This window comes from Nostoc sp. CHAB 5715 (assembly GCF_020829685.1).
Lineage (GTDB): Bacteria > Cyanobacteriota > Cyanobacteriia > Cyanobacteriales > Nostocaceae > Nostoc.
The window spans coordinates 1-23,460 of the sequence record NZ_JAIVFR010000006.1 but is presented as its reverse complement, the minus strand read 5'-3'; the positions used below and the strand labels follow the sequence as shown (position 1 = coordinate 23,460).

Annotated in this window: 29 protein-coding genes, 2 tRNA genes, 2 pseudogenes and 1 other annotated feature; of the genes and pseudogenes, 26 read left to right on the top strand and 7 right to left on the bottom strand. The window is 44.1% G+C overall.

Translation table 11 applies throughout. The annotated features are described in order from the left end of the window. The first annotated feature begins 78 nt into the window (after positions 1–78). Together LC574_RS00860 and LC574_RS00855 are read left to right on the top strand one after the other, a co-directional pair. Complete coding sequence (locus LC574_RS00860; RefSeq protein ID WP_229451060.1) at positions 79–2,634, top strand: efflux RND transporter permease subunit; 2,556 nt, start codon at positions 79–81, stop codon at positions 2,632–2,634. Positions 2,635–4,029: 1,395 nt separating this feature from the next. Further along, positions 4,030–4,692 (top strand): hypothetical protein, encoded by a 663-nt coding sequence (locus LC574_RS00855; RefSeq protein WP_229451059.1) that lies wholly within the window; start codon positions 4,030–4,032, stop codon positions 4,690–4,692. A gap of 5 nt (positions 4,693–4,697) precedes the next feature. Here LC574_RS00855 and LC574_RS00850 read toward each other — a convergent pair whose 3' ends face one another. Next, positions 4,698–5,756 (bottom strand): glycosyltransferase family 4 protein, encoded by a 1,059-nt coding sequence (locus tag LC574_RS00850; RefSeq protein WP_229451058.1) that lies wholly within the window; start codon positions 5,754–5,756, stop codon positions 4,698–4,700. 265 nt (positions 5,757–6,021) lie between these two features. On the opposite strand from LC574_RS00850, the gene LC574_RS00845 reads away from it, so the two are divergent. The 3 genes from LC574_RS00845 to LC574_RS00835 all read left to right on the top strand — a co-directional run bounded on the left by LC574_RS00845 (position 6,022) and on the right by LC574_RS00835 (position 7,365). Further along, entirely contained in the window at positions 6,022–6,309 is a 288-nt protein-coding gene (locus LC574_RS00845; protein ID WP_229451057.1) for a hypothetical protein, read from the top strand. A 355-nt stretch (positions 6,310–6,664) separates the two neighbouring features. Beyond that, on the top strand, positions 6,665–6,982 hold the full coding sequence (locus LC574_RS00840) for a hypothetical protein (RefSeq protein WP_229451056.1): 318 nt from the start codon (positions 6,665–6,667) through the stop codon (positions 6,980–6,982). Continuing rightward, positions 6,979–7,365, top strand: coding sequence for an aspartyl protease (locus LC574_RS00835; protein WP_229451055.1), 387 nt, complete (start codon positions 6,979–6,981; stop codon positions 7,363–7,365). Before LC574_RS00840 ends, LC574_RS00835 begins: the two co-directional genes overlap by 4 nt. 168 nt (positions 7,366–7,533) lie before the next feature. On the opposite strand, the gene LC574_RS00830 is transcribed toward LC574_RS00835, so the two are convergent. Next, positions 7,534–8,478 (bottom strand): glycosyltransferase family 2 protein, encoded by a 945-nt coding sequence (locus LC574_RS00830; RefSeq protein ID WP_229451054.1) that lies wholly within the window; start codon positions 8,476–8,478, stop codon positions 7,534–7,536. 154 nt (positions 8,479–8,632) lie between these two features. On the opposite strand from LC574_RS00830, the gene rplS reads away from it, so the two are divergent. The 9 genes from rplS (at position 8,633) to LC574_RS00785 (ending at position 13,369) form a co-directional block, all read left to right on the top strand. Beyond that, the gene (rplS, locus tag LC574_RS00825) at positions 8,633–8,995 is read left to right on the top strand and encodes a 50S ribosomal protein L19 (RefSeq protein ID WP_229451053.1); all 363 of its coding nucleotides are present in this window, start codon (positions 8,633–8,635) and stop codon (positions 8,993–8,995) included. Positions 8,996–9,140: 145 nt separating this feature from the next. Then, positions 9,141–9,213 (top strand) — tRNA-Trp (locus LC574_RS00820). 178 nt (positions 9,214–9,391) lie between these two features. Next, positions 9,392–9,613, top strand: coding sequence for a preprotein translocase subunit SecE (secE, locus tag LC574_RS00815; RefSeq protein ID WP_229451062.1), 222 nt, complete (start codon positions 9,392–9,394; stop codon positions 9,611–9,613). Further along, on the top strand, positions 9,613–10,254 hold the full coding sequence (gene nusG / locus LC574_RS00810) for a transcription termination/antitermination protein NusG (protein ID WP_229451052.1): 642 nt from the start codon (positions 9,613–9,615) through the stop codon (positions 10,252–10,254). Before secE ends, nusG begins: the two co-directional genes overlap by 1 nt. A 6-nt stretch (positions 10,255–10,260) precedes the next feature. Continuing rightward, positions 10,261–10,686, top strand: coding sequence for a 50S ribosomal protein L11 (gene rplK / locus LC574_RS00805; RefSeq protein WP_229451051.1), 426 nt, complete (start codon positions 10,261–10,263; stop codon positions 10,684–10,686). Positions 10,687–10,814: 128 nt separating this feature from the next. Continuing rightward, a complete protein-coding gene (gene rplA, locus LC574_RS00800) occupies positions 10,815–11,528 on the top strand; it encodes a 50S ribosomal protein L1 (RefSeq protein WP_229451050.1) in 714 nt (237 codons plus the stop codon). An 82-nt stretch (positions 11,529–11,610) separates the two neighbouring features. Beyond that, positions 11,611–11,778 (top strand) — a sequence feature (ribosomal protein L10 leader region). A 79-nt stretch (positions 11,779–11,857) separates the two neighbouring features. Then, positions 11,858–12,418: a 50S ribosomal protein L10 gene (gene rplJ / locus LC574_RS00795; RefSeq protein ID WP_229451049.1), complete on the top strand. Its 561-nt coding sequence runs from the start codon at positions 11,858–11,860 to the stop codon at positions 12,416–12,418. Between the two features lie 169 nt (positions 12,419–12,587). Then, positions 12,588–12,983, top strand: coding sequence for a 50S ribosomal protein L7/L12 (rplL, locus tag LC574_RS00790; protein WP_229451048.1), 396 nt, complete (start codon positions 12,588–12,590; stop codon positions 12,981–12,983). A 188-nt stretch (positions 12,984–13,171) separates the two neighbouring features. Continuing rightward, positions 13,172–13,369: a hypothetical protein gene (locus tag LC574_RS00785; RefSeq protein WP_229451047.1), complete on the top strand. Its 198-nt coding sequence runs from the start codon at positions 13,172–13,174 to the stop codon at positions 13,367–13,369. Positions 13,370–13,600: 231 nt separating this feature from the next. Here the strand turns inward: LC574_RS00785 and LC574_RS00780 are convergent, their stop codons facing one another. Together LC574_RS00780 and LC574_RS00775 are read right to left on the bottom strand one after the other, a co-directional pair. Beyond that, the gene (locus tag LC574_RS00780; RefSeq protein WP_229451046.1) at positions 13,601–14,911 is read right to left on the bottom strand and encodes a WD40 repeat domain-containing protein; all 1,311 of its coding nucleotides are present in this window, start codon (positions 14,909–14,911) and stop codon (positions 13,601–13,603) included. Between the two features lie 347 nt (positions 14,912–15,258). After that, positions 15,259–15,331, bottom strand: a tRNA-Ala gene (locus LC574_RS00775). A gap of 170 nt (positions 15,332–15,501) precedes the next feature. On the opposite strand from LC574_RS00775, the pseudogene LC574_RS00770 reads away from it, so the two are divergent. Both LC574_RS00770 and LC574_RS00765 read left to right on the top strand, forming a co-directional pair. Further along, positions 15,502–15,720 (top strand): annotated as a pseudogene (locus tag LC574_RS00770) (RNA-guided endonuclease TnpB family protein); the annotation flags it as partial. Positions 15,721–15,880: 160 nt separating this feature from the next. After that, a pseudogene (locus tag LC574_RS00765) lies at positions 15,881–16,648 on the top strand (RNA-guided endonuclease InsQ/TnpB family protein); the annotation flags it as partial. Positions 16,649–17,339: 691 nt separating this feature from the next. On the opposite strand, the gene LC574_RS00760 reads toward LC574_RS00765, so the two are convergent. The 3 genes from LC574_RS00760 to LC574_RS00750 all read right to left on the bottom strand — a co-directional run bounded on the left by LC574_RS00760 (position 17,340) and on the right by LC574_RS00750 (position 18,465). Beyond that, positions 17,340–17,708 (bottom strand): clan AA aspartic protease, encoded by a 369-nt coding sequence (locus LC574_RS00760; protein ID WP_229451045.1) that lies wholly within the window; start codon positions 17,706–17,708, stop codon positions 17,340–17,342. A 3-nt stretch (positions 17,709–17,711) separates the two neighbouring features. Then, on the bottom strand, positions 17,712–17,978 hold the full coding sequence (locus LC574_RS00755; protein ID WP_229451044.1) for a hypothetical protein: 267 nt from the start codon (positions 17,976–17,978) through the stop codon (positions 17,712–17,714). Positions 17,979–18,168: 190 nt separating this feature from the next. After that, positions 18,169–18,465, bottom strand: coding sequence for a transposase family protein (locus tag LC574_RS00750; RefSeq protein ID WP_306422070.1), 297 nt, complete (start codon positions 18,463–18,465; stop codon positions 18,169–18,171). Between the two features lie 525 nt (positions 18,466–18,990). On the opposite strand from LC574_RS00750, the gene LC574_RS00745 reads away from it, so the two are divergent. The 10 genes from LC574_RS00745 to LC574_RS00700 all read left to right on the top strand — a co-directional run. After that, the gene (locus LC574_RS00745; protein WP_229451043.1) at positions 18,991–19,293 is read left to right on the top strand and encodes a VOC family protein; all 303 of its coding nucleotides are present in this window, start codon (positions 18,991–18,993) and stop codon (positions 19,291–19,293) included. A gap of 99 nt (positions 19,294–19,392) precedes the next feature. After that, a complete protein-coding gene (locus LC574_RS00740; RefSeq protein WP_229451042.1) occupies positions 19,393–19,797 on the top strand; it encodes a RidA family protein in 405 nt (134 codons plus the stop codon). 164 nt (positions 19,798–19,961) lie between these two features. After that, positions 19,962–20,462 (top strand): hypothetical protein, encoded by a 501-nt coding sequence (locus LC574_RS00735; protein WP_229451041.1) that lies wholly within the window; start codon positions 19,962–19,964, stop codon positions 20,460–20,462. Further along, on the top strand, positions 20,440–20,856 hold the full coding sequence (locus LC574_RS00730; protein ID WP_229451040.1) for an AraC family transcriptional regulator: 417 nt from the start codon (positions 20,440–20,442) through the stop codon (positions 20,854–20,856). Before LC574_RS00735 ends, LC574_RS00730 begins: the two co-directional genes overlap by 23 nt. A 106-nt stretch (positions 20,857–20,962) precedes the next feature. Further along, positions 20,963–21,253 carry a hypothetical protein gene (locus LC574_RS00725; protein WP_229451039.1) on the top strand — a complete coding sequence of 97 codons (291 nt, stop codon included), beginning with the start codon at positions 20,963–20,965 and terminating at the stop codon, positions 21,251–21,253. Next, positions 21,192–21,329, top strand: a complete 138-nt coding sequence (locus LC574_RS00720) for a BBE domain-containing protein (protein WP_229451061.1) — start codon at positions 21,192–21,194, stop codon at positions 21,327–21,329. Before LC574_RS00725 ends, LC574_RS00720 begins: the two co-directional genes overlap by 62 nt. Before the next feature lie 17 nt (positions 21,330–21,346). Continuing rightward, complete coding sequence (locus LC574_RS00715; protein WP_229451038.1) at positions 21,347–21,637, top strand: cupin domain-containing protein; 291 nt, start codon at positions 21,347–21,349, stop codon at positions 21,635–21,637. After that, positions 21,637–21,801, top strand: coding sequence for a hypothetical protein (locus tag LC574_RS00710; RefSeq protein WP_229451037.1), 165 nt, complete (start codon positions 21,637–21,639; stop codon positions 21,799–21,801). The genes LC574_RS00715 and LC574_RS00710 overlap by 1 nt, the downstream gene beginning before the upstream one ends. 441 nt (positions 21,802–22,242) lie before the next feature. Beyond that, complete coding sequence (locus tag LC574_RS00705) at positions 22,243–22,401, top strand: hypothetical protein (RefSeq protein WP_229451036.1); 159 nt, start codon at positions 22,243–22,245, stop codon at positions 22,399–22,401. Between the two features lie 199 nt (positions 22,402–22,600). Further along, positions 22,601–23,460, top strand: an 860-nt coding sequence (locus LC574_RS00700; RefSeq protein WP_229451035.1) for an AraC family transcriptional regulator, incomplete at its 3' end; no start/stop codon positions are given.

Here is a 23,460-nt window from a genome sequence, read left to right as displayed (position 1 = left end):
CAGCAACAAGATGTGAACTTGTAATTAGTCATTGCATTGGGCATTGGGCATTGGGCATGGGGCATTGGGCATTAATTCTTGTCCCTCACTCCCTCATCTCCCCCTGCTCCCTCATCCCCCTCATCCCTTCCCCGCCGCGTCTACTTGCGAGACTTTGCGGAGGTAATTGATGATACAGAAGACCAGCGACTATTTGTTTACCTGAATCGTCAGCCTGCTGTGAAATTTTCAGTCCGAAAGCAGCCGGAGGCCAACACAATTACCGTTGTAGATGCTGTTAAGCGGCGAATTGAACAATTACGACAATCGGGTTTAATTCCAGCAGATATGACTTTGAGTCCCACCACAGATGAATCTGTTTTCATCCGCAATTCTTTAAATGATGTCATCTTTTCGGGGATTTCTGGAGCATTGTTAGCAGCAGCAGCAGTGTTGTTATTTTTGGGATCATTCAGACAAACATTGATTATCAGTTTAACGATTCCGTTGTGTACTCTGGCAGCGATCGCTCTGATGAGAATATTTGGCTTAACTTTGAATGTTTTTAGTTTAGCAGGTCTGACATTAGGAGTCGGTCAAGCAATTGACACATCCGTTGTGATTTTGGAGAACATTTCCGAAAAAGCGGGGATGACTCCCAATCAAAAAGAGAGAAAAGGGAATGGGGAATGGGGAATGGGGAGTGGGGAAAAATCCTCCACTACTCCCTACTCCCCACTCCCTACTCCCCAATCTATAATTGAGACTGCGATCGCAGCTTCCCAAGAAGTAGAATCTGCTTTAGTTGCTGCTACAGGTGCTAACTTAGTTTCTGTAGTGCCATTCCTGTTAATTGGCGGCTTTATTGCACTGCTATTTAATGAACTGATTTTGACAATTAGCTTCGCAGTCGCAGCATCCCTTATCGTCGCGATCACAGTAGTGCCGATGCTATCTTCTCGACTTTTGGGAATTCGCTGGTCTAGTCGGATCAGTGAATTTTGGCTACTTAGACAGTTTAATCACCGATTTGAAGATGCTACGCGGGGATACAGTAACTTCTTAACCAAGGTTTTACGCTATCGGCTCCTCGTTGTTATCGCTGCTTTGGTAATTTTAGGCGGCAGTAGCTTCTTTATGTTTGGTCAAATTCCCCAAGAAATTTTACCCCGCATCAGTACTGGGCAAGCTACCTTGAGAGCGCAGTTTCCTCCCGGTACACCTTTAGCAACTTCTCAGAAAGTTATGCAAATTGTCGATGACATTTTGCTCAAACAACCAGAAACCGAGTCTGCTTTTACAACTGTGGGTGGTAATTTATTTGGCAGCAATACTACAGAAAATCCTTTACGTGCCAGCAGCACTATCAATCTAAAACCAGGCACAGATGTTGAAGCTTTTGTGAAAAAAGTAACTCAGGAATTTAATAAACTCAACTTAGCAGGAATTCTGCTGCGCCTCAATCCTGGTCAGGTACGGGGTTTAATCTTGAGTAATTCTCCAGTGCAAGGGTCAGACGTTGACGTGATTCTGCAAGGTGAGAATGAAGGAAACTTAACGCAAGCAGGCGCACAAGTGCTGCAAGCATTGCAAGAAAGAGCAAAATTAGCGACATTCCGACCAGATGCCGACCCCCGGCAACCGGAAATCCAAATTCGCCCAGACTGGGAAAGGGTTTCGGCTTTAGGGTTGAGCGCAGAGCAAATTGGTGCAACAGTTCAAACAGCAATTGAAGGTTCAGTTCCCACGCAAATTCAACGCGGTAATCGTTTAGTTGATGTGCGGGTGCAGCTAAATAAAGAAGCAATTGCGCGTCCTTCCCAGCTAGAGCAATTACCGCTATTTACAGAAAACAATCAACTAATCCGCCTTTTTGATGTTGCGAACATTCAAGAAGGTCAAGCGCCTGGTGAGGTGCAACGGATTAATCAGCGCCAAGCTTTTATTGTCACAGGTAATCTCACCGAGGGAGCTAGTCTTGGTGAAGCGATCGCAGAAATCAATGAGGTACTCCAAGATGTAGACTTACCTGATGGCGTTTCAATTGTACCTAGTTCTGCCGAAGAAACGAATCAGCAACTTCAAGATGCTTTAAAAACTTTGGGAGCGTTGGCGGTGTTCTTAATCTTTGTAGTTATGGCGGTGCAATACAATTCGCTGATTGACCCGTTGGTAATTATCTTCACCGTACCACTGGCGTTAGCTGGGGGAATTTTTGGACTTTACATTACCCAAACTGCAATTGGCGCAACTGTAATTGTTGGTGTCGTTCTGCTGGTGGGAATTGTGGTGAACGCAGGGATTCTAATGGTAGAACTGGCAAACCAAATTCGGGATGAAGTTGGTTGTAGTCGCCAAATTGCGATCGTGAAAGCTGCTCCTCAACGCTTGCGCCCAATTATCATGACTACAGTAACCACGATCTTGGGACTGTTTCCTTTAGCATTGGGCATTGGCGAAGGTTCTGAGTTTTTGCAGCCTTTAGGGATTGTAGTTTTCTTTGGGATGGCGATCGCTACAATGCTGACATTGTTTATCATCCCCTGTTTTTATATTCTGCTGCACGATTTGCTAGGTGGAAATTGGGCGAAGCCAGTGTTAATCTGGTTGCGTGGATTTACGAAAAGACTTATTTCTATCACTAATAGGGATTAAGGTTAAAGCCCAATACTACTCGGTTAAGGCTAAAAAATGAAAAACTCCACGCCACTTGCGGGATGGAGTTTTTGGGCATGGGGAATCGGGCATGGGGCATGGGGAAGAAGTTACCAATGCCCAATGCCCAATGCCCAAAGCGGCGGGGCGGCTATCCCTCTCCACCCACGAGGGGATGGAGTTTCCCGCCGCTTTCAATAAAAATGTGTAGGTTGGGGAGCCACTGTGTTGGGCGGGTTTCCCGACTTGAAGCAAGTGGCGTTTGAGGAACGTAGACCCGAGTGCGTCTCCAAGAGTTGGGGCTTCCCGCAGGGTAACCCAACCTAAGAGCGGGGTTTGTTGGGTAACGCTAAAGCTCAACCCAACCTACGAATATTCAAAACCTACGCAGTATTAGGTTAAAGCCGTAATGCACTCTATTTATCTGTGAAAATTTAAACGTTTGCAACAAATACTCTTTCATGTATAAGAAACGCTTAAGTATTTCTTGCAAATGTATAATCAGTTGCAGCAATCGTTTAATACTTTGCAACAAATACTCTTTCATATATAAGAAACGCTTAAGTATTTCTTGCAAATGTATAATCAGTTGCAGCAATTGCTCAATACTTTGCAACAAATACTCTTCCATATATAAGAAAGGCTTAAATCATTGCAACAATTGTTGTAATGAACTTATGAATTGATTTGCTAACGGAAATCTTAAAATAATCTAGTTACAGCTATTTTCAGGTAAATAGACCACGCGGTAGGGGTAAAGCACATTGCTCATACGTGTCAACTTAAGCTAAAAATCGCTTATCTGTTGGCTTCCACGCCCGCCCAGAAATGAATTTCAGCGGCTCATAGCTAAAGTCTACTCAAGTAGACTAAAGATTTTTCGGATTATTTAGTCATCAAGAGATGACTTTCGCTATTAGCAAGGAACTTCAGTTCCTTGCGGGACATGGCTTTTACGTTAAGTTGACACGTATGAGCAATGCGCTTTACCCCTACGACAGATGTCGTTCAAATACATGAAAACTTATTTATGTAGCGATGATTCGTTTAATGTTGAAGCAACTTGCGTGATTTTAATCACTAATGCAAAACTTCTCAGACATCCTCTGAGAATCTAAATCAATTTTTTTAAAATCACATATTGTCTAATCTGTCAACGCATAAGTTCTAATTTAGATTCTTTATAAAGATTGCATGAAATTAATAATTATTGTGATAAAGCATTACAAGAATTGTTTTATAAATCAACCTGTGAGTATATATAAACTCACTGAGCAGACACACATTAACCCTATTTATCTAGCACGTAGATAGCAGTTGAAAAATGAGTTTTTGCTGTTTGATTTAACTCACGCGGTATAGGATTCTCTCAATCAATATAAAGAGGACAGAAATATGACTACAATAGCAATCAAAATAGCCTTATCTGCTCTAGGAGCAGCAGGAATTAGTTTTTTGTCTTTAACACCAGCGAGAGCCTTCATCTTGGTAGAACCCATCGTGACAACTCAAAATCAAGACATACTCGAAACGAAAAACCCAAGAACCCTTGGGCCAGAGTTTCAACCAGGGCAAGTAATAGAATATGGTGTCTCAGATGTAGCTAATAACTTTCTAAATGATACTGGTTACGATATAGAAAGCTTGGTCTTTGATTTAAAAACGCTTTCCTATAGTAATCCAGATTCTACTCCTGTATTTGATAATGAGCCGGTGCAGTGGGGAGATGTTAATGGAGATGGCAAGATTGGTTACTCTAATAACCCCGATCTAAAAGATATTTTTAGAGACGTTACCATAAAAGATAACATCATCACTTTTAGTGGTGGCGTAATCCCAAACGGAACCCTGTTTTACAATCCATTCGCTACCAAGCCCAATGTAGCGCCAGGTGCTGGAATCATTCCACCAGTGCCAGCAGAGCAAGTAGATAAAGATGGGCCGATCAGAGTCGCTACTTATTACACTGCTGTTCCTGAATCAACTAATGTTTTGGGTGTACTAGTTTTTGGCGCTTTAGGTGTAGCTTTAAAACTAAAGCGATCGCTACACTGTTAATACCCTTACTCTGTAATTAATTCACGATACACTGCCAGTGTTTCTTGATGGACGCGGGCAACACTCAGCCATTGTAGGTTTTGATTTGCCCGATTTTTCCACTCATGCAGCATATCGGCATTACTCAGTAATTGCGCTAAAACCCCAGCCAAAGCCTTACTATCTTTTGCTGGCACTAAAAGTCCTGCTTCCCCATTGTCCAAAGCTTCAGGAATCCCGTCTACTTGAGTGCCAACGATCGCAGTTCCAGCTTCCCTAGCTTCCGAAAGTACTAGGGGGCAAGGATCGCGGTGGGAAGCTAGCACAAATATGTCACAAGATATCAGATAGCGTTGAGGTGACGGCTGGAAGCCTTCAAAATGAATGCGTTCTTTTACAGAAGTTGCTTCTGCCTGTGCCTCGAATAGCTGTTTATCAGGGCCATTTCCGACCAAATAAAGATGCGCTTGAGGAAAATCTGAGGCAATTTGTTCAAAGGCAGCAATTAACTCAGCGATTCCCTTGCGTTGATACATCCCGGCTACAGTGGCGATCGCTGGACGTTGTAATGGTAAAGGTTGATAATCTTGTATTTGTCGAGTGCGGGGGCTGCCCAAAGTTCCATTACATACTACCCGCAATTTGTTTTCGGAAATACCACGCCGTGCCATAGAATCTCGCACCGCCTTACTGACAGCAATTACCCTGTCAGCTAAACCCATCAACAGACTAGAACGCTGAAATTCGTTGTGGACTGTGGAAACTAAAGCATATTTATGCCCTTTAAAAATGCGGGCTAGGATGACTCCCGTCATCATGTGGGCGTGAACAATATCCGGCTGAAATTCTGCGGCGATCGCTCTGTAACCAATAGCTGCTTTAATCATACTTATTGGTTTGCGAGTTTGGTCTAGTTGGTAGTGTTTGACACCAGATATATTTAGTAATTTTTCATATTCACCACCTGCCGAAATAACCGCTACCTCATGACCAGATTTTGCCTGTAAGCAAGCCAGATCCACAGCCACATTCACAATACCGTTACCTATTTCTTGAACGTGGTTCAAAATATGTATAATTCGCATAATGTTTGAGATATGTATAAAAAATAAAGACAATTGACTGAGTAGAGAAAGACACAATTATTGAGTTTTTAAAAACAACTCAAAATTAGCCAGTAGCTTGTAAAAATCACAAATTACTACTGACCAATAGCTCATGTCTTCAGCTACTTAGCTTTAAAGACTTATTCAGTAACGGTTTAATAAATCGGGATAAAAGAAGATAAGAATTAGGTAAACTCTTGGTGATACCGTTTTGTGTCCGCCCTGGAACAAACAATAACAAATATTGGTGCGGTTATGTAATGCCCAATGGGGAATTACTGGTAGAGTACGGACGGGTAAGAAATACACCCGTACTCATGTTTATGCTTGCGGTTCTACCAATGTAACCAATAACAAGCTAGCTACTTTAGTTTGGGAATATTCAGAACAATTAGCATTTGTAGCGTGGCATAATTGTTCAAAAGCAGTTCCTATAATTGGTGTCTTGGTAAACCATCTGCCCAATGGGGCTATTAAAAGTCCCAAAATTACGGCAACTATTATGCCTCCAACTGGCATAATTAGGAATTGAAACAAAAAAGAGTCAGAGAATTTTTTAGACATAAACTTCCTCTTGGACACTTAAAAATTTCTTCACGAAAGTTTAATTATAGACATATCGTACACCAAGTATATGCCTAGTGGGTGGACTCATTTTGCACACAAATTGTCTTCAGCATTGCTACGCAGCACCATAGCGACTTTCACACGCTTAAGCAAATAGTTAATTGAACGGACTTGGGCTGTACTAGAAAATTATGGGAATGGTAGCATTCTAGATGAAATAACTGTTGTCATAAAAAACTCTGGTAAGATTTGGGAACCAATGGTTCCCATTTGGCATTTTATAATAAATATGGACAATAAATTTTAATGAGGTCAAAAATATGACACACTCTTCACCAAAAAGAATAGTCAGACGTGGGAGAGTATTTCCAGAAATTCAATGGACCCAAGCACAAAAAGCTCAAGACAAAGCCAGAAGACAGGCATTTTATGAGCGTTGTTGGGTGATTTTTGAGCGTTTAAAACCAGAAATACTAGATAAATACTATGGTTGGTATATTGCCATTGAACCTGATAGTGGAGATTATTTTATTGATCGGGATCAAGAGGTAGCAAGTAAAATGGCCAGAGAAAAATATCCTCATGTGATTCATCATATTTTTGGCATTAATGAAACCGGAGTTAGTGGCAGAATATGATTGAGGGGAGATTTGGAGATAAAGGTCAAGTTTACTTTGAAATTGATTTAATTGGAGGGGATGACTTCAGTTTTCCTGTAGAAACAATGTTAGATACAGGATTCACTGAATTTTTAGCTATGAACAAACAAGATGTACAAAGTCTTGATTGGTCTTTTTTACGTCAAAATAAATTAAGAACTGCTCAAGGAGAAACTGAATTTGATGTTTATAGTGGTAGGGTAATAATAGATAGTCAAGAGTGGGAAATTCCTGTATTTGCTGGAGATGAAATCCAGGAAATTTTACTAGGTTCTCAATGGCTAAAATTATTTATATTAGTCGCTAATTATAGTCAAAATATAGCCAGTTTAGAGTTAATTCAATCAAGAGTTTCTACATAGAGACTTGCTATCGAATTCTGTTAGCGCAGTCGGGCGTAATCCATTCTGACTTCTGAATTCTCCTATCAGCTAAAACACATCTAATTTGCATATTTTGATTTCATCAAAATCTTGTGGGGTGGGCATCTTGCCCGCCCTGATTATGCAACTTAAATGCCGATTAGCTTATCACGATTCAATCAACACAAATTTGCGAACCTGAGAATTATTTCCCTGAGAGCGGCGTGATGAGGCAGCAGTTAGCAAAAACTTCCAAGACTGAGGAGAAAGTATAGAAGGATCTATCATTGAAAGAAAACTCTTGAGATTTTTTTGCTTCAGTGCTACTAAAATCCAATGGAGTTTCAGGTAATTTTTTATATCCTGAAAATGAGGAATTTTTGAGCGATGTTGCTCATCCACCAAGGCGTAAATTTTCTCCTTCATCAAAATATTTGTAGCTAATCGTCGAGACAAAGAAAACTTTTGATTATACGCACCTGGCCAAACAGTGCGGTAAGCAAGACACTGATTAAGGAAAATAGCATCGCCAAACTGGGCAATCCGAATCCAGGAATCGATATCATCACAGTTAGCATCGAGTGTGGAGTCCCAACCACCAGTTTGCAGAAAAGCATCACGTCGGGAAGCTACTTGTACAGGCGTGCCAAATGGTACAAGCTCTAAAAGCATACCGTAGTGAATATCGGCTTGTGGGATATAAAAAGCTAAACCAGGGCCAACCTGGGGAGTGCGACTAAGTTCAACTTCATTACCATCCACCTGAGCCGCCACACAAGAGCAGATTACAGCATCGGGACGAAGTGCGATCGCCTTAATCATCTCTTCTATGCAGTTGGGTGCTAAATAGTCGTCATCATCTAAAAACTTAATCCAGTCGCCGCTAGCTTTAGCAACTCCAGCATTTACCGTTGCTGCATGGCCAAGGTTCACTTCGTTACGATGGTAAACAACCTTGTCCCCTAAACTTTTGATATAGGTTTGGGTATCGTCAGAAGAACAGTCATCGGCAACAACTACCTCACACTCAATTGTTTGCTTACGAGCCGAATCAATTGCTCTTTGTAGCAAATTTAAGCGATTATAGGTACTGATAACGACGCTAAATTTCATAAATTTCACCCCTATGTGACAGCATTCTGCAATATAGCTTTGAACTTTAGGCTGTTGTATCAGTAAAATTATCAATCCTAACAAGTAGACTGAAATAGGATTATCGATTTATCATTAATGATCGTGAGATTTTTTTAAGCAGACACCAAAGACTATGAGCGCTCAAGAGATTATCCGCTCCATTGAAGCGGAACAGCTAAAATCAAATGTACCCGACATTTATGTGGGCGACACCGTAAAAGTCGGAGTGAAAATCAAGGAAGGCGATAAATACCGTGTACAACCCTACGAGGGAGTAGTGATTGCCAAGCGCAATGGTGGCATCAACGAAACGATTACAGTCCGTAAGGTTTTTCAAGGTGTGGGCGTTGAGCGGGTGTTTCTGTTGCATTCTCCTCGGATTGACAGCATCAAAGTATTACGTCGTGGTAAGGTACGCCGTGCTAAACTGTATTATCTGCGCGATCGCGTAGGTAAGGCAACCCGAATCAAGCAACGGTTTGACCGCCCTTTGTGATTCGTCCTTCAATAGTATGAGAGAAATCTTCAGCGGCATCTGCCGCTAACTTGTTTTCTCGACAAAATTGAGGTATGATAAAAATCGCGTGTTGCGTTAAACTGAAATTTAGTTCAGCGCAATAACTGAATCAAAAACAGCTTGTGCGCTCTTAGTTCAGTTGGTAGAACGCAGGTCTCCAAAACCTGATGTCGGGGGTTCAAGTCCTCCAGGGCGCGCTCAAGAGCAAAAAACAAAGCCCGAAATAATTACGCAACTGCTAATATAGCAGTTAGTGATAATAATTTCGGGTAAACTCATTGTATTTGTAGTTGTTTTGCTTTCAGTAAGTGAAATAGAGTCGAAACTGCAAACCTGGATGACCAAAATTGAGTGACAAACGGGGGATTAAGGGTCGTGGGCAAAAAAAGTGAAGCAGAATTGCCAGAAACCACAAATGGGTTTAGCTTTAACAACTTCATACAGGGAACCAAAGAAGAACTTGAAAAAGTAGTTTGGCCCAGTCGGAAACAGATAGTGAGCGAATCCGCAGCTGTGTTGTTAATGGTTGCACTCTCCGCATCTTTGATATACTTGGTCGATGGATTGTTTGCTTGGGCAGCTAAACAGGTGTTCTGATGACTTTTGCAACAGACGAACCGCGCAACTCAATGTTGCAGTCGGAGGAAACAGCAGAAACAGCAGAAACAGCGTCAAAAGAAGCACGCTGGTATGCAGTGCAAGTAGCCTCAGGCTGTGAAAAGCGTGTAAAGACTAACTTAGAGCAACGCATTCAAACTTTTGATGTAGCTGACAAAATTGTTCAGGTAGAAATTCCGCAAACGCCGGCGGTGAAAATCCGCAAAGATGGCAGTCGCCAGCATACAGAAGAAAAAGTTTTCCCTGGCTATGTGCTGGTGCGGATGATGATGGATGATGATACCTGGCAGGTGGTACGAAACACCTCCCATGTAATTAACTTTGTCGGTGCAGAACAAAAGCGTGGTAGCAGTAAGGGTCGCGGTCATGTGAACCCCATACCACTGAGTTTTTCAGAAGTCGAACGCATATTCAAACAAACCAGCGAACAAGAGCCGATTCTCAAAATTGACATGGCTACTGGTGATAAGATAATGGTGCTTTCTGGCCCATTTAAAGATTTTGAAGGCGAGGTAATTGAAGTTTCTCCAGAACGGAGTAAACTTAAAGCCTTGCTCTCAATTTTCGGCAGGGATACACCAGTAGAACTGGAATTTAATCAGGTAGAGAAACAGAGTTAAATACAAATGGCGAAGAAAGTAGTGGCGGTCATTAAACTGGCCCTGAATGCTGGAAAAGCCAACCCAGCACCGCCAGTGGGGCCCGCCTTGGGTCAACATGGCGTTAACATCATGATGTTCTGCAAAGAATACAACGCCAAAACAGCAGACCAAGCTGGAATGGTCATACCTGTAGAAATCTCGGTTTTTGAAGACCGGAGTTTTACATTTGTCCTCAAAACGCCACCAGCATCAGTGCTGATTCAGAAGGCGGCGAAGATTGAAAAAGGCTCGAATGAACCCAACAAAAAGAAGGTTGGGTCAATTAGCAAAGCCCAATTGCAAGAAATAGCCCAAACCAAACTCCCCGACCTTAATGCCAACGACATAGACGCGGCAATGAAGATTGTGGCAGGAACGGCTAAAAATATGGGTGTAACAATCACGGATTAGTCATTAGTCATTAGTCATTAGTCATTAGTCAGGAGAAAATAAACGACTGACAAAGGACAAATGACAAAGGACAAATAACAAATTATCGGGGGAGAGGCGAGGCTTCGGAATTACCCCAGGAGAACAAAATGCCAAAAATATCGCGTCGTTTGCAAGGACTGCAAGCAAAAGTAGAAGATAAGGACTATAATCCTTTAGAGGCTTTAGCTCTTCTCAAAGACACAGCAACAGCTAAATTTACCGAAGCTGCGGAAGCGCATATCCGGCTGGGAATTGACCCTAAGTATACAGACCAACAGTTGCGAACAACGGTAGCACTGCCCAAAGGTACAGGACAAATCGTCCGGGTAGCGGTGATAGCCAGAGGTGAAAAGGTAAACGAAGCAAGCAACGCTGGTGCTGATATAGTCGGTTCAGAAGAACTGATTGACGAAATCCAAAAAGGTAGAATGGATTTTGACAAGCTGATTGCCACACCCGATGTGATGCCACAGGTGGCAAAGCTGGGTAAGTTGCTTGGGCCGCGTGGTTTAATGCCATCGCCCAAAGGCGGAACCGTAACATTTGATTTAGGAAGTGCGATCGCAGAATTCAAAGCTGGTAAACTAGAATTCCGAGCTGACCGAACTGGTATTGTCCATGTTATGTTTGGTAAGGCAACCTTCTCGCCTGAAGATTTGTTAGTCAACCTGAAGGCATTACAAGAGACGATTGACCGTAACCGTCCTTCAGGAGCTAAAGGTCGTTATTGGCGCACATTTTATGTGTCAGCCACAATGGGGCCATCGATTAAAGTTGATATCAGCGCCCTACGAGATTTGAAACTGAGCGAAGCAGCGTAAAAGGGAGTAGGGAATAGGGAGTAGGGAGTAGGGAATAAAATAATTCCCCCACTCACTACTCCCCACTCCCCACTCCCCCTGAGCAATTAAATAGGCAAAGCCGGAGACAGCAGGTGCTAATAGCTTAATATCCTGCCGAGGTTAAAACTCTAATAGTCAGAATTACCACCCTTAAAGGTGTGATAACTATGGCGTTAAGAGTCTTAATACTCAACCCCGGCTAAATTAGCTGGGGTTTGTTATTTGGGTTCAGATTTAGAAGAAACGTACAAGTGAAGAAACTTACAAGTAGGGCACTTCCCCGATTATTTTAAGGAGGTGAGACTGGAATGGGTAGAACACTAGAAAATAAAAAAGAGATAGTAGCTGACCTCAAAGAAACTTTGAGTGAGTCAACTCTGGCACTGGTAATAGAGTATCAAGGGCTAACAGTTGCTGAAATCACAGACTTACGGCGGCGGCTACGTCCGAGTGGTACTGTCTGCAAAGTCACTAAAAATACTTTGATGGGCATTGCTATTAAAGACGAGGAAAAATGGCAGCCATTGTCAGAACTACTCAAAGGTTCTTCAGCCTTTTTGTTAGTCAAAGAAGATTTTTCATCTGCAATTAAGGCTTACCAAGACTTCCAAAAAGCCACCAAGAAGACAGAACTTCGTGGCGGTGTCATGGAAGGTCGTCTACTCAAAGAACCAGATGTCAAAGCTCTGGGAGACTTGCCATCTAAGGAACAACTCATAGCACAAATAGCTGGAGCTATCAACGCCTTGGCTACCAAGATTGCTGTGGGTATCAACGAAGTTCCTGGTTCACTGGCTCGTGCTTTGCAGGCTGTGGCCGAACAAGAGCAAGGTGGTGGTAGCACCGAAACTGAAACTGTTGCTGAATAGACTTCGTGGTTCATCAGTCAAAAAGAGGCAGTGCGGTCTTGGGGTCTCACGCCACTCCCCTCAAGTCGGGAAACCCGCCCACGGGGGTGGCTCCCCAAGTGGAGCACCTGCCGTTCAAAAGCTAATGACTAATGACTAACAAATAATCAAAATTACAGGAGTTATATCAATGTCTGCTGCAACCGATAACATTTTAGAAGAACTAAAAAAACTGTCTTTGCTGGAAGCTGCTGAGTTAGTCAAGCAAATTGAAGAAGCTTTTGGCGTGAGTGCTGCTGCACCCGTTGGCGGCATGATGGTGATGCCTGGTGGTGGTGGTGCTGCTGCTCCGGCTGAGGAAGCTGTTGAGCAAACCGAGTTTGAAGTGATTCTTGAATCAGTCCCAGCTGATAAGAAGATTGCCGTGCTGAAGATTGTCCGGGAATTGACCGGTTTGGGTCTGAAAGAAGCGAAAGACTTGGTAGAAGCTGCGCCCAAGGCAGTTAAAGAAGGTATTGCAAAGGATGCTGCTGAAGATGCTAAGAAGCGCATCGAAGAAGCTGGCGGTAAGGTGACTGTTAAGTAGTCACAATTCTATTACTATTACCAGTTTTTTATTAAGGAGCCTAACTTAGGCTCCTTTTTTTATTACCTGGAGTTAAGATTTAGGACGAGATGAGCAGTCTACGGTTGCGTAGGCGTAGCCCGTCGTAGACATCGCTGATTCTCAATCAAGGATCACCCTGCACGATGTCGAGCTTTTGCAGTTAGGCAATGAGAGCCTCATCTCCACCACTGCTGGAACCTACCATCGCTCCCCCCGATCAAGAGCCTGGAAGGATAGAAGCAGCGGCGATCGTGGAAGCGCAAGGTTGGGTTATGGGTGCAGACGGCGCAGTCAGATTGATTGCCACTGCTCCTGCTGGGGCGGTTCCACCTCCTCCAACTTGTCATCGACCCAAAAACGAATGACCTGAAAACGCTGGCGATCGCCTCTGAAATTCTGCCTGCTGGCTTGGAGTGCATGGCCGTGTATGGTCATACTGCCTAGTTTTGCCACCATTCCTTAACTATCCGGACTATTGAACAGAGCCGTTGTGAAATAGAAACGTAGAATGGTTTCTGGTGGGAAACGCCGCCACATGAACAGGGAGTGAGAAACCCTTGAAGTTCAATCAGAGAAAATCAAGCCCGCTCACCTTATTAGTTTTGCGACGCAACCTCGTTCAAATTCCACAGCCTGATGGTGTTATCCCCACCGCCAGAGACGAGTGTTTGTCCATCTGGGCTGAAGCTGATACTCTCAACACCACGAGTGGGACCTGTCAGCGTGTTGAGCAGTGTGCCATCTAGCTTCCACAGCCTAATATTGCCATCCCCACTGCCAGAGGCAATCGTTTGTCCATCCGGGCTGAAACTGACACTGTTCACAAAACTAGTGTCACCCCTGAACGTCTTGAGCAGTCTGCCGTCTGGCTTCCATAGCTTGATAGTGCCATCCCCACTGCTAGAGGCGAGTATTTGTCCGTCTGGGCTGAAACTGACACTACCTACATAACTAGTGTCACCCCTGAGCGTGTTGATTAGCGTGCCGTCTAGCTTCCACAGCTTGATGGTCTCATCCAAACTGCCGGAGGCGAGTGTTTGTCCATCTGGGCTGAAGCTGACATCGTATACAGTAAGCTCGTGACCCATCAGCGTGTTGAGCAGCGTGCCATCTGGCTTCCACAGCTTGATGGTGTTATCTACACTGCAAGAGACAATCGTTTGTCCATCCGGGCTGAAGCTGACACTGTGTACAATATCTTCGTGACCCCTGAGCGTGTTAAGCAGCGTGCCGTCTGGCTTCCACAGCTTGATGGTCAGATCAGCACTACTAGAGGCAATCGTTTGTCCATCCGGGCTGAAGCTGACACTGTTCACAATGAAATCATGACCTCTGAGCGTGTTAAGCAGCGTGCCGTCTGGCTTCCATAACCTAATATTGCCATCTCCACTGCCAGAGGCGAGTATTTGTCCGTCCGGGCTGAAGCTAACACTGTATACAGTATCGTTGTCAGCCGAGCTGTTTTGCCAATTGTTTTGCACACTCTCCTCATTCACCCCCTGCTTCTGATGGGCAACACTCCAATTTTGTTCAGCGTCTGCTGACTGTTTCCATGCGTGTTCGTGCTCTGGGCGGACTGTTTCAACCACTGCAACTGCTTGATCGCGATTGGCAGCCATTTGTGTTTTCGGACTTTGCCAAGCCGCAAATCCTGCTGCGCTGCCTCCGACACACGCAAGCATGATCGCGCCTACCAGCATCACCTTTGCAATTGTCCGGAACCGCATCCGCCGATTTGCTTTGGGGTTCGTCAATCTCTGTCGTCGTTTCATTGTGTCTCCATGCAAAAAATTTGCCGTAACTTCATTAGGGACTTTCAAATCGAATTTTTGTTTCGAGACGCCAAGCAGTTCACCGGACTGGCTGATCGCCAAGCGCGACTGCTTCAAGCTAGAGTTTGACTTCAATGCGAGTTTTACCGCTCTCTATCTTGCCAAAGTCGAAGCGCGACAACAGCATCAAGATGGCACAGCGTCAATCTTCTCAAGGGCAAGCGTGAAGCGGCGTGCCCTAAACGAGCATTTGCTTGAGACATTTATTTCCAACTTATACCATTTCACGAAAAGTATGATACATATAATTGCAGGTATCTGGAGTTTAGACTAGTTTCCAGTGCGAAACTAGTCTAAACTCCAGTTATTACGGTTTTTGTAAAAAAAAATATGCAGAAGTGTGACAAATAATTTGTCGCTCTAAATCTTTTAACAAATATTTTGTCGTCACGGACAAATAATTTGCCGCTCTACCGGGGCAATGGAGAATAACGGATTTGAACCGATGGCCTCTGCGGTGCGATCGCAGCACTCTACCAACTGAGCTAATTCCCCAAAATCTGTGCAAAATAAAAGTGATTAGCGGTTAGCGATTAGCGATTAGTTTTAAACAAGCCGCCCAATATGAGCGGGGTATTAACCTCCCCAAGACTCGAATTTTTCGCCCACGAGGGGCGAGGCATGTACCGGGTTAATAGCTAATAGCTAATAGCTAACAGCTTTGTCAAGCAGCAACAGAACGTGCGTGGGCGGCAATATCCCGTTTTTATGAGAACTGCAAAACCCATATTTCTGGGAAAAAAGGTTATCCCAAGTTTCAGAAAGATAATCGTTCGGTTGAATATAAAGCATCGGGATGGAAGCTAGCAGATGACCGGAAATCGATAACTTTCACCGATAAAAATGGAATTGGTAGATTAAAAATTAAAGGTACTCGTGACCTGAAAGAAAAAGGTACAAGCCCCTAAATTTATTTATGGAAAAATAAAAAATGTATAACGAGTGGCACCGCGCAAGAAATACGGCGTCCGCCTTACTCTTGCCCCTAAATTTATTTATGGGGTTCTTACTTTTGACTTTTGACTTTTGACTTTTGACTTCCCCGAAGGGGCTGACCTGAATTTCTATCAACCAGACCAGATTAAGCGGGTGAGATTGGTAAAAAAAGCTGATGGCTACTACGTTCAATTCTGCATCCAAGTAGATCGAGAAGAAGTAATAGAACCAACACACCTAACTATCGGGTTAGATGTTGGACTGGAAAGTTTCTACACTGATTCATTGGGTAACAAAGTTGAAAATCCTCGGTTCTATCGGACTGGGGAAAAAAAGATGAAACGGTCGCAAAGACTGGTTTCTCGCAAAGTAAAAAGTTCTAGTAATCGACGTAAAGCTAGAGTTAAATTAGCTAGAGTTCACCTCAAAATAAGTAGACAGCGTAAAGACCACGCTATCAAGTTGGCGCGGTGCGTAATCACATCTAACGATGTAGTAGTCTATGAAGATTTGCGGATTAAGAACATGGTTAAAAATCATTGTCTGGCTAAGTCAATTAATGACGCTGGATGGCATCAATTTCGAGTTTGGCTAGAATATTTTGGCAAGGTGTTTTTAAGGGTAACTATTGCGGTTAACCCTGCCTACACGTCCCAAGAATGCTCTAGCTGTGGCTCCATTGTGAAAAAGTCTCTGTCTACTCGCACCCATGTTTGCCAATGTGGATGCGTATTGGATAGAGATCGCAACGCTGGCATAAATATCCTTAACTCAGGATTGGGTACGACGGGGCACGTCGGAACCTTTGCGCTTGACGCAAGCAACGCTTCTGGAGAATCGACCTCTGTCCTAGTTGGTGCAAACCTGCTTGGGTAAGTTGGCTCACTCAGAGAAGAATCCCCCGCATTCATGCATGGGGAGTGTCAAGCCTAGAAGATGGTTTAACCATCATTCCACCCCTTTCAATTCAATGGTACTTGTTCAGAGTCAATGACAAATAGATTAAGTATGTGGTGATACCAATCCGCGTTCTAAAGTGTAAAATTGGTAAAATAGATATAAGTTAAAATAATTACTTTCGTCATGGCAAGGGTCAGCAGGGTTGAGCCACATCTAACGTTAGAACAAATCAAACAAAAAATAGCCACCTGCGATCATCCTCGCAGATAACAGAAGTGGTTAATTGTCTACAATGCTCTCTTTGAACCACGACCAGCAAGTGCGATCGCTCTGCATACGGGTACAACAGTCAGAACAGTACATCAGGTGATTTCAAACTATAACCGTTTGGCAGCAGCAGCGATTGAGACTTCGGGAAAAGGAGGTAGACACAACAGTTACCTAAGTAAAAATTTGGGACACAATTTCTCTAATCTGAACGTCCATAATTTCCATTGAACGATTAATGTTTTAATAAGATATGCGTTAGCCGTTCGCGGAGCGTCTCGGAGAGAAGGCTTTGGCGAAGCCATCGCTCTTGCTTAATTTTACAGGTATCTAGAATCAGGGCGTAGGCGTAGCCCGCCGCAGGCATCGCGAACTATCTCCATCCCATACTTTCTAAAATCTACAAAATCTCATCAATCAGTACTGTACCACCGTCACAAAAGTCTATGCCGAGATGACAATCTTCAAGCAGGGCAGTTCCAATCAATGGACGACGACCTATTCCTAGAACTATAACCTCACGCTCTATACCATTCCACACAACTGTTACACGATAAGCAAAGGCTGCAATACTGGAATCATCGGCAAGGTTGGCATCAATTCGAGCCACATAGGGGAGTTGAAGCTCATTAACGACCGCAATTGGCAGGGTCAGAAAGCCTTCAAAACCTGTATCTACAACAAATTCAATTTCTACATCTGACCGTCCTGGAGGACGAAGTATTACACTCATTCGAGCTTGTAGCCCGACCACAGTACCGTGTATCACTTACTAATCTGTCCTAATTAATGTCCCACCAATGGCATAGACTGCATTAAACCCAATCCGTCCCGCCCAAATTGGCGCATCCGATTGTTTAGCTTGTAATCGACGACTCGTTATTAACAAATCATCCCCAATTTCATAGTCACCGGTTTCAACATTAATTGAAATAATTTTGCCAATATTTTCTGCTGTCTCAATTTGAGTACGGAGATTTTCATAATTTTTTTTGCCCCGTCGAGTAATTTCTTCGCCGCTAAGTTTAGGGTAAACCATAGCCATTCTCCGCATTCCGGCGCTAATTATTTGTTATCGATATTCTAAACTATAATTCCCCATTTAAGCGATCGCCCAACCACGGTTGATCTGTCTACTCAATCTAGTCTATGGGAGATGGGCGATCACAATTCTCAAACGAAGGATGCGATCGCTAGCTGTTGCCGAAAAGTGGGAGAGTGATCGCACTTTATTTAAGCAAAGTATCGGGGCTGGGGATTCCAAAAGTTAGTTCTAAAAATGTTCCCAACCATTCTTTTTTATTGACCCCATACTCCTCAATATCTTCCCAACCTTCCGCGCCCGCTATTACTGCCAAAATAGAAATGGTGATGATATCGGTGAGTGAATGCAATCTCGTTTTTTCCACTCTTGGGTCTTTTACTTGTGTAAAGTATTCTTGAAATTTATTGGTAATCTCAAAGCTACCTATACTGGGTGTAAAAGATGTTTCAGTTTTACTTTTCTTCTCAAATCCTATTGGCATAACGCAAAAGGTTGCAGCTGGATGGATTAAATCCTACCCTAGAGCGCCAGTCCAGTAGAAGGTTTTGACAAAAACTCAACTATGTGTGGAAGAATAAAACGCCTATTCTGGTCGAAATATTTAGGTCTGGTTTTTAGCGATCGCATTTAAACAGAGCATCAAAATCCTCGATTTTAACAACACCCATATCCTGTGTTTTACGTCAACTATTTCTAGTGGACTGGCTCTCTAGCTCGGATAGTACCACTTTGTTTCAAACCCAATTACCGATGCAAGTCCGCTTGTCAATAGGGTTTGAGATGCGCTAACCCTGGGCTTTCACCTGATATTTATAGCAATCTTGTGGATAATTCCTCTTAGTCAAATTCTATTACGCGAACGGTGAGTAAAACTGTTCAGATTATCGGCGTTGCTGATTTGATGTATGACTTCTGTAGGGTCGTTCCATGGAACGACCCTACAGAAGGGATGAGTGTTCGCAAATCATACCTGCATTCAGCAACGCCAGATTATAGGAGTTTAGTCATGAAGCCACGCATTACAGTCATTACCCTCGGTGTCGATGACCTCCAGCGATCGCTCCGCTTTTATCGGGATGGCTTAGGGTTAAAAACCGAAGGCATTATCGGCACCGAGTTTGAGCATGGTGCTGTTGTGTTCTTCGATCGAGAAGGCGGGCTGAAGCTAGCGCTCTTTCCGCGATGGCGCAAGAAGTCGCGCTCGTTGCTGAAAACTTGCTTATCCGGTACAAAAGGAGGACGAACATGGCAAACGAAGTCACCACCTACAATCACCTTTACTGGAATAATCTCAAAGCAAGTGCGCTAACTCCATAAGAATCTGACAAACTGCCCTAAGAATCTGAAAGAAACCGAGCACTAGAACTAGCTATACTCCAGATAGTTAGGGAAAAAGGACTTAGAGACAATGAGAAAGCAACTGATCAACCCGCCACAACGCTATGATGGAAGACCACACGGACTGTCCCATGCTGTTGTCGATACCGCAACGGCTACCGTTTACATTTCTGGTCAGGTTGACTGGGACATGAACCACCAAGTTTCATCTCATACCGTCGAGGGGCAATTCTCGAAGGCGCTAACGAACCTAACCACTGTCCTAGAAGCATCGGGAAGCTCCATAGAGAATTTGCTTAGCCTTCGCATCTACATTCGGGGTGAATTTGGAGAATTTCTTGAGGACATCGCACCGATTCTGACGCAATATCTGGGAGAGTCGCGCCCAGCCCTGACTGGCATCGGTGTTGCCTCACTTGCCTCTCCAGAAACATTAGTTGAGATCGAGGCAACAGCAGCCCTTGTGACCAATTGATTGCCGAGATTCGTAGCCATAAGCGTCATCTGAAAGAATGACGACCTCTACCGCATTCACGGATTGTGAAAAATCCTGTAATTTGCCTGTTGAATCACGCTAACACGCTAATCTAGGCAAGGAGTTGAGACCCATCAATCTGTTGAGTTTTAAGAACCAGGTTTATGACAAGCAACCTTCTAAACTCGCTCGAACTTAGCCAACAGTTGAATAAAACGCTGATGTTTTCCAGTCGGCAGAAGAGCTGGAATGGCGTTTTGGTTGAGCAGTGTCAAAGTCCTGCTTCAGCTTTTGAATCGGAACTTCCTGCTCTCTCGGATCACTGGCTCTACTTCCACACAGGAGATCCCGCCCCTTTAATTCAAAAACGGGACGATCGCTTGCATGAATCCATCCTGCACAAAGGGGACAGCTTCTTGGTTCCGGCTGGACAACCGAGCTATTGGTGTCAGGCTCCAGATATGAGTGATGTCATTTGCGCCCCGCTGCACATTCACTTAAAACCGGAATTGATTCAACAAGTTGCTGAAGCCTCCGAGATTGATTTAAAACGGTTCGACCTCGTGCATTGTTTCGGTCAGCCAGATTTGCAACTTCATCAGATTGGGATGCTGATGAACGCTTACGTTGCGATCAGGTGGCATGATGGGGCAATTGTATGCTGAATCATTGACCCAAGTGTTAGTGATTCATTTGTTGCGGCACTATTCGACTTTGACGCAAACCATTACATCTGGGAATCGAAGCTTAACTCATATTCAGGTGCAGCAAGCAATCGATTACATTCACGCTCATCTGAATCGAGATTTATCCTTGGCTGAACTGGCAAGTGTTGTTAACATCAGCCCGACTTACTTTGCGAGTTTGTTCAAACAAGCAATGGGAGTTTCACCGCATCAGTATGTGATTCAACAGCGAGTGGAACAAGCAAAATTGATGCTGTCGAAAACAGATTTAGCGATCGCAGACATTGCCTTACAAGTCGGCTTCTCCAGCCAAAGTCATTTAACCCAACAGTTTAAGCGAATCACCGGAATGACTCCAAAGCAGGTTCGCTAACCCAGTAAGAATCTGATAAGGCAGCGTCAGAATTTGAAAGAAGTTAAGCGTTGGAACTCAGTACACTTGAGATCAATAGAACAAGAGTGATGCTGAGGGAAACACAATGATACTTCAAGATAAAGTGGCGTTAGTTACGGGAGGCACATCGGGAATTGGCAGAGCAACTGCGACCCTTGCGGTATCTGCAAAGCAGCGCGCGTTTGGTGCTGCCGGAGCAAAAGTAGTATTCTCCGGTAGACGGGATCTAGAAGGCGAAAAAACTGCTCACCTGATTCGCGAAACGGCGCTGAATGCTTATATGTCCACTCAGATATGCGTTCAAAGGGGGATATATCAGCCTTCTGGAGGAGGAAGAACAGGAGCGTGTTCGGCTTGCCTTTGGGTCGAACTATGAGCGCTTGCTCGACCTCAAACGAAAATATGACCCGGACGATTTCTTTCGATCAACGATCGGACATCTTACACCCTAATCATGAGGAGCAATGTTATGACGGAATCTTTCTGGTTTTTTGGGTCTTATCTTACTATCCTTGCCGATCGCACTATGACCGGAGGACAGTACGATTTAATCGAAGGTTACTTTCCACCTGGCTCTCAGACTCCGCCCCATCGCCACACCCGCTATTCGGAGCAACTCTATGTGCTAGAAGGAGAGTTCACCGTCTGGACAGATGTTCAAAAGATTGAGATAAGCACAGGTGAAACCTTCCTGATTCCGGTGGGGACACCTCACGTTGTTGCTGCGATCGGGGCGGGGATGAACCAGCGCGTGGATTGATGATTGCTGCGCCTAGTGCCTTTGCTCGATTGATTGCCACTGTAGGAACGCAAGAAAGGAGAGATCCACCGAATTTTGAGTTGTTTGATCGCATTTCTGCCGAAATTGGCGACGAGATTTTAGGTCCACCCGGAACCTTACCTTTTGGTGCGACAAAAACATAATTCGTCGCCGAAGCAATGTCTTTTCCAGATAAATGTCACACTTCTTTATGGGTTGTTTTCCTTACAGACGCTTTGCTTGAGAGAATAGGCAATCCTCTGCAAGATCCGTGTGTTCCTGGTGACGTACTCCCACACTGACTGCAAGCAGTACAGTGTGGGCTTCTCAGCGACTCCCGGTATCCCGTTGGACATTGACTGAGCTTTGTTTTGAGTCTACGAGACGCCCCTTTGCAGACTTTGAACAAATACAAAGATTGTTCAATCCTTAGTACTGTCAGAGTTTTACTTACCCACAGAAAGCGATTTCAGTGAAATCTATTTACTGGGTAGAACCCGATACTCTGAGTTGTCAAGGTTCAGCGTACAGGAAGCGGTTAGCTATTAGTTTGATTAAACCTGTACAAATAAAGTATAACATAGTTACGGTGAATTGTCGTAACTATGGCAAGAAAACACAGAGTAGAAACGAGGCTTAACGATAGAGAGTTGGGGTTATTGAAAGATTTTGCTGACAGCTTAGATATACCGATGTCTGAAGCGTTGAGAACCCTAGTCCAAAGTTTGGCGATTCGTCGCCCACCCCACTCTCTCAACGACTGATAGTCGTTATTGATCGGGGGTGGGACTCCTCACCGCCCAAAAATTCATCTCATCGCTCCTGCTGTCGCAGTGAGCGAGAGCTTCTTTTTGATTCAGCTAAAGCGGATTCAGACTATGATAAGGTTACGCCACAGGCTGAAAAAGTCAAAAAGCGGCATTCTTCAGACTGACCTGTAACCTATCGGTGAAGACAAGCGTCATGACAAGCACCCTGATTAGCGCGATCGCACCTGACCAACGGCTCAATCGATCTCTGGTGTTCTCCAGCCAGCAGCAGGACTGGAATGGAATTTTGGTTCACCACTATCAAAACGCTCCATATCTCATTGAGACTGAAGTTCCTGCCCTGTCAAATCACTGGATTCAGTTGATGCTGCGAGAGCAACCGACTCGTTTAATCCAGAAACGGGACGATCGCGTGCATGACTCCATTGTGCAAACGGGTGACAGCATTTTTACGCCAGCGGGGCAGCCGAGCTACTGGCACTGTCAGGAAAAGAGTACCTGTGAGTCAATCCTGCACATTTACTTGAAGCCAGAATTAATCACGCAGGTTGCTGAAGCATCGAATCTTGATGGCGATCGCATCGATCTTGTGAACTGCTTCTCGAAACCTGATCCCCATCTTCAGCAGATTGCAATGCTGCTTCTAGCTGAGTTAAAGTCCGGCGAACTGAGCGGTCAGTTGTATGTTGAATCACTTACCCAAGTGTTAGCGATTCATCTGCTGCGACATTATTCTACCGCCACGCGACCCGTTACATCACAGAACAGAAGTTTAACTCGTATTCAGTTGCAGGAGGCGATCGATTATATTCACGCTCATCTGAATCGAGATCTGTCACTGGCTGAACTGGCGAGCGTCATCAATGTCAGCCCGACTTACTTCGCGAGTTTGTTTAAGCAAGCAATGAGAATTTCGCCGCATCAGTCACAAGTGAGAGAATTTTTAAAAAGAATTGGTTTGCGTTGCTTAAAGGTAGGTTATGTGCCGGGAAAGTCAGTAGAAGAAAAAAAGATTGAAGAGGTAAAAAAATATAAATTTGAAACGCTAGAACC

Bases quoted from the DNA above. Each gene is read 5' to 3' on its own strand.
- LC574_RS00855 (WP_229451059.1), top strand. From the start codon at position 4,030: ATGACTACAATAGCAATCAAAATAGCCTTATCTGCTCTAGGAGCAGCA.
- LC574_RS00850 (WP_229451058.1), bottom strand. From the start codon at position 5,756: ATGCGAATTATACATATTTTGAACCACGTTCAAGAAATAGGTAACGGT.
- LC574_RS00840 (WP_229451056.1), top strand. From the start codon at position 6,665: ATGACACACTCTTCACCAAAAAGAATAGTCAGACGTGGGAGAGTATTT.
- LC574_RS00835 (WP_229451055.1), top strand. From the start codon at position 6,979: ATGATTGAGGGGAGATTTGGAGATAAAGGTCAAGTTTACTTTGAAATT.
- LC574_RS00830 (WP_229451054.1), bottom strand. From the start codon at position 8,478: ATGAAATTTAGCGTCGTTATCAGTACCTATAATCGCTTAAATTTGCTA.
- rplS (WP_229451053.1), top strand. From the start codon at position 8,633: ATGAGCGCTCAAGAGATTATCCGCTCCATTGAAGCGGAACAGCTAAAA.
- nusG (WP_229451052.1), top strand. From the start codon at position 9,613: ATGACTTTTGCAACAGACGAACCGCGCAACTCAATGTTGCAGTCGGAG.
- rplK (WP_229451051.1), top strand. From the start codon at position 10,261: ATGGCGAAGAAAGTAGTGGCGGTCATTAAACTGGCCCTGAATGCTGGA.
- rplA (WP_229451050.1), top strand. From the start codon at position 10,815: ATGCCAAAAATATCGCGTCGTTTGCAAGGACTGCAAGCAAAAGTAGAA.
- rplJ (WP_229451049.1), top strand. From the start codon at position 11,858: ATGGGTAGAACACTAGAAAATAAAAAAGAGATAGTAGCTGACCTCAAA.
- rplL (WP_229451048.1), top strand. From the start codon at position 12,588: ATGTCTGCTGCAACCGATAACATTTTAGAAGAACTAAAAAAACTGTCT.
- LC574_RS00785 (WP_229451047.1), top strand. From the start codon at position 13,172: ATGAGAGCCTCATCTCCACCACTGCTGGAACCTACCATCGCTCCCCCC.
- LC574_RS00755 (WP_229451044.1), bottom strand. From the start codon at position 17,978: ATGGTTTACCCTAAACTTAGCGGCGAAGAAATTACTCGACGGGGCAAA.
- LC574_RS00750 (WP_306422070.1), bottom strand. From the start codon at position 18,465: ATGCCAATAGGATTTGAGAAGAAAAGTAAAACTGAAACATCTTTTACA.
- LC574_RS00745 (WP_229451043.1), top strand. From the start codon at position 18,991: ATGAAGCCACGCATTACAGTCATTACCCTCGGTGTCGATGACCTCCAG.
- LC574_RS00740 (WP_229451042.1), top strand. From the start codon at position 19,393: ATGAGAAAGCAACTGATCAACCCGCCACAACGCTATGATGGAAGACCA.
- LC574_RS00735 (WP_229451041.1), top strand. From the start codon at position 19,962: ATGACAAGCAACCTTCTAAACTCGCTCGAACTTAGCCAACAGTTGAAT.
- LC574_RS00730 (WP_229451040.1), top strand. From the start codon at position 20,440: ATGATGGGGCAATTGTATGCTGAATCATTGACCCAAGTGTTAGTGATT.
- LC574_RS00725 (WP_229451039.1), top strand. From the start codon at position 20,963: ATGATACTTCAAGATAAAGTGGCGTTAGTTACGGGAGGCACATCGGGA.
- LC574_RS00715 (WP_229451038.1), top strand. From the start codon at position 21,347: ATGACGGAATCTTTCTGGTTTTTTGGGTCTTATCTTACTATCCTTGCC.
- LC574_RS00710 (WP_229451037.1), top strand. From the start codon at position 21,637: ATGATTGCTGCGCCTAGTGCCTTTGCTCGATTGATTGCCACTGTAGGA.
- LC574_RS00705 (WP_229451036.1), top strand. From the start codon at position 22,243: ATGGCAAGAAAACACAGAGTAGAAACGAGGCTTAACGATAGAGAGTTG.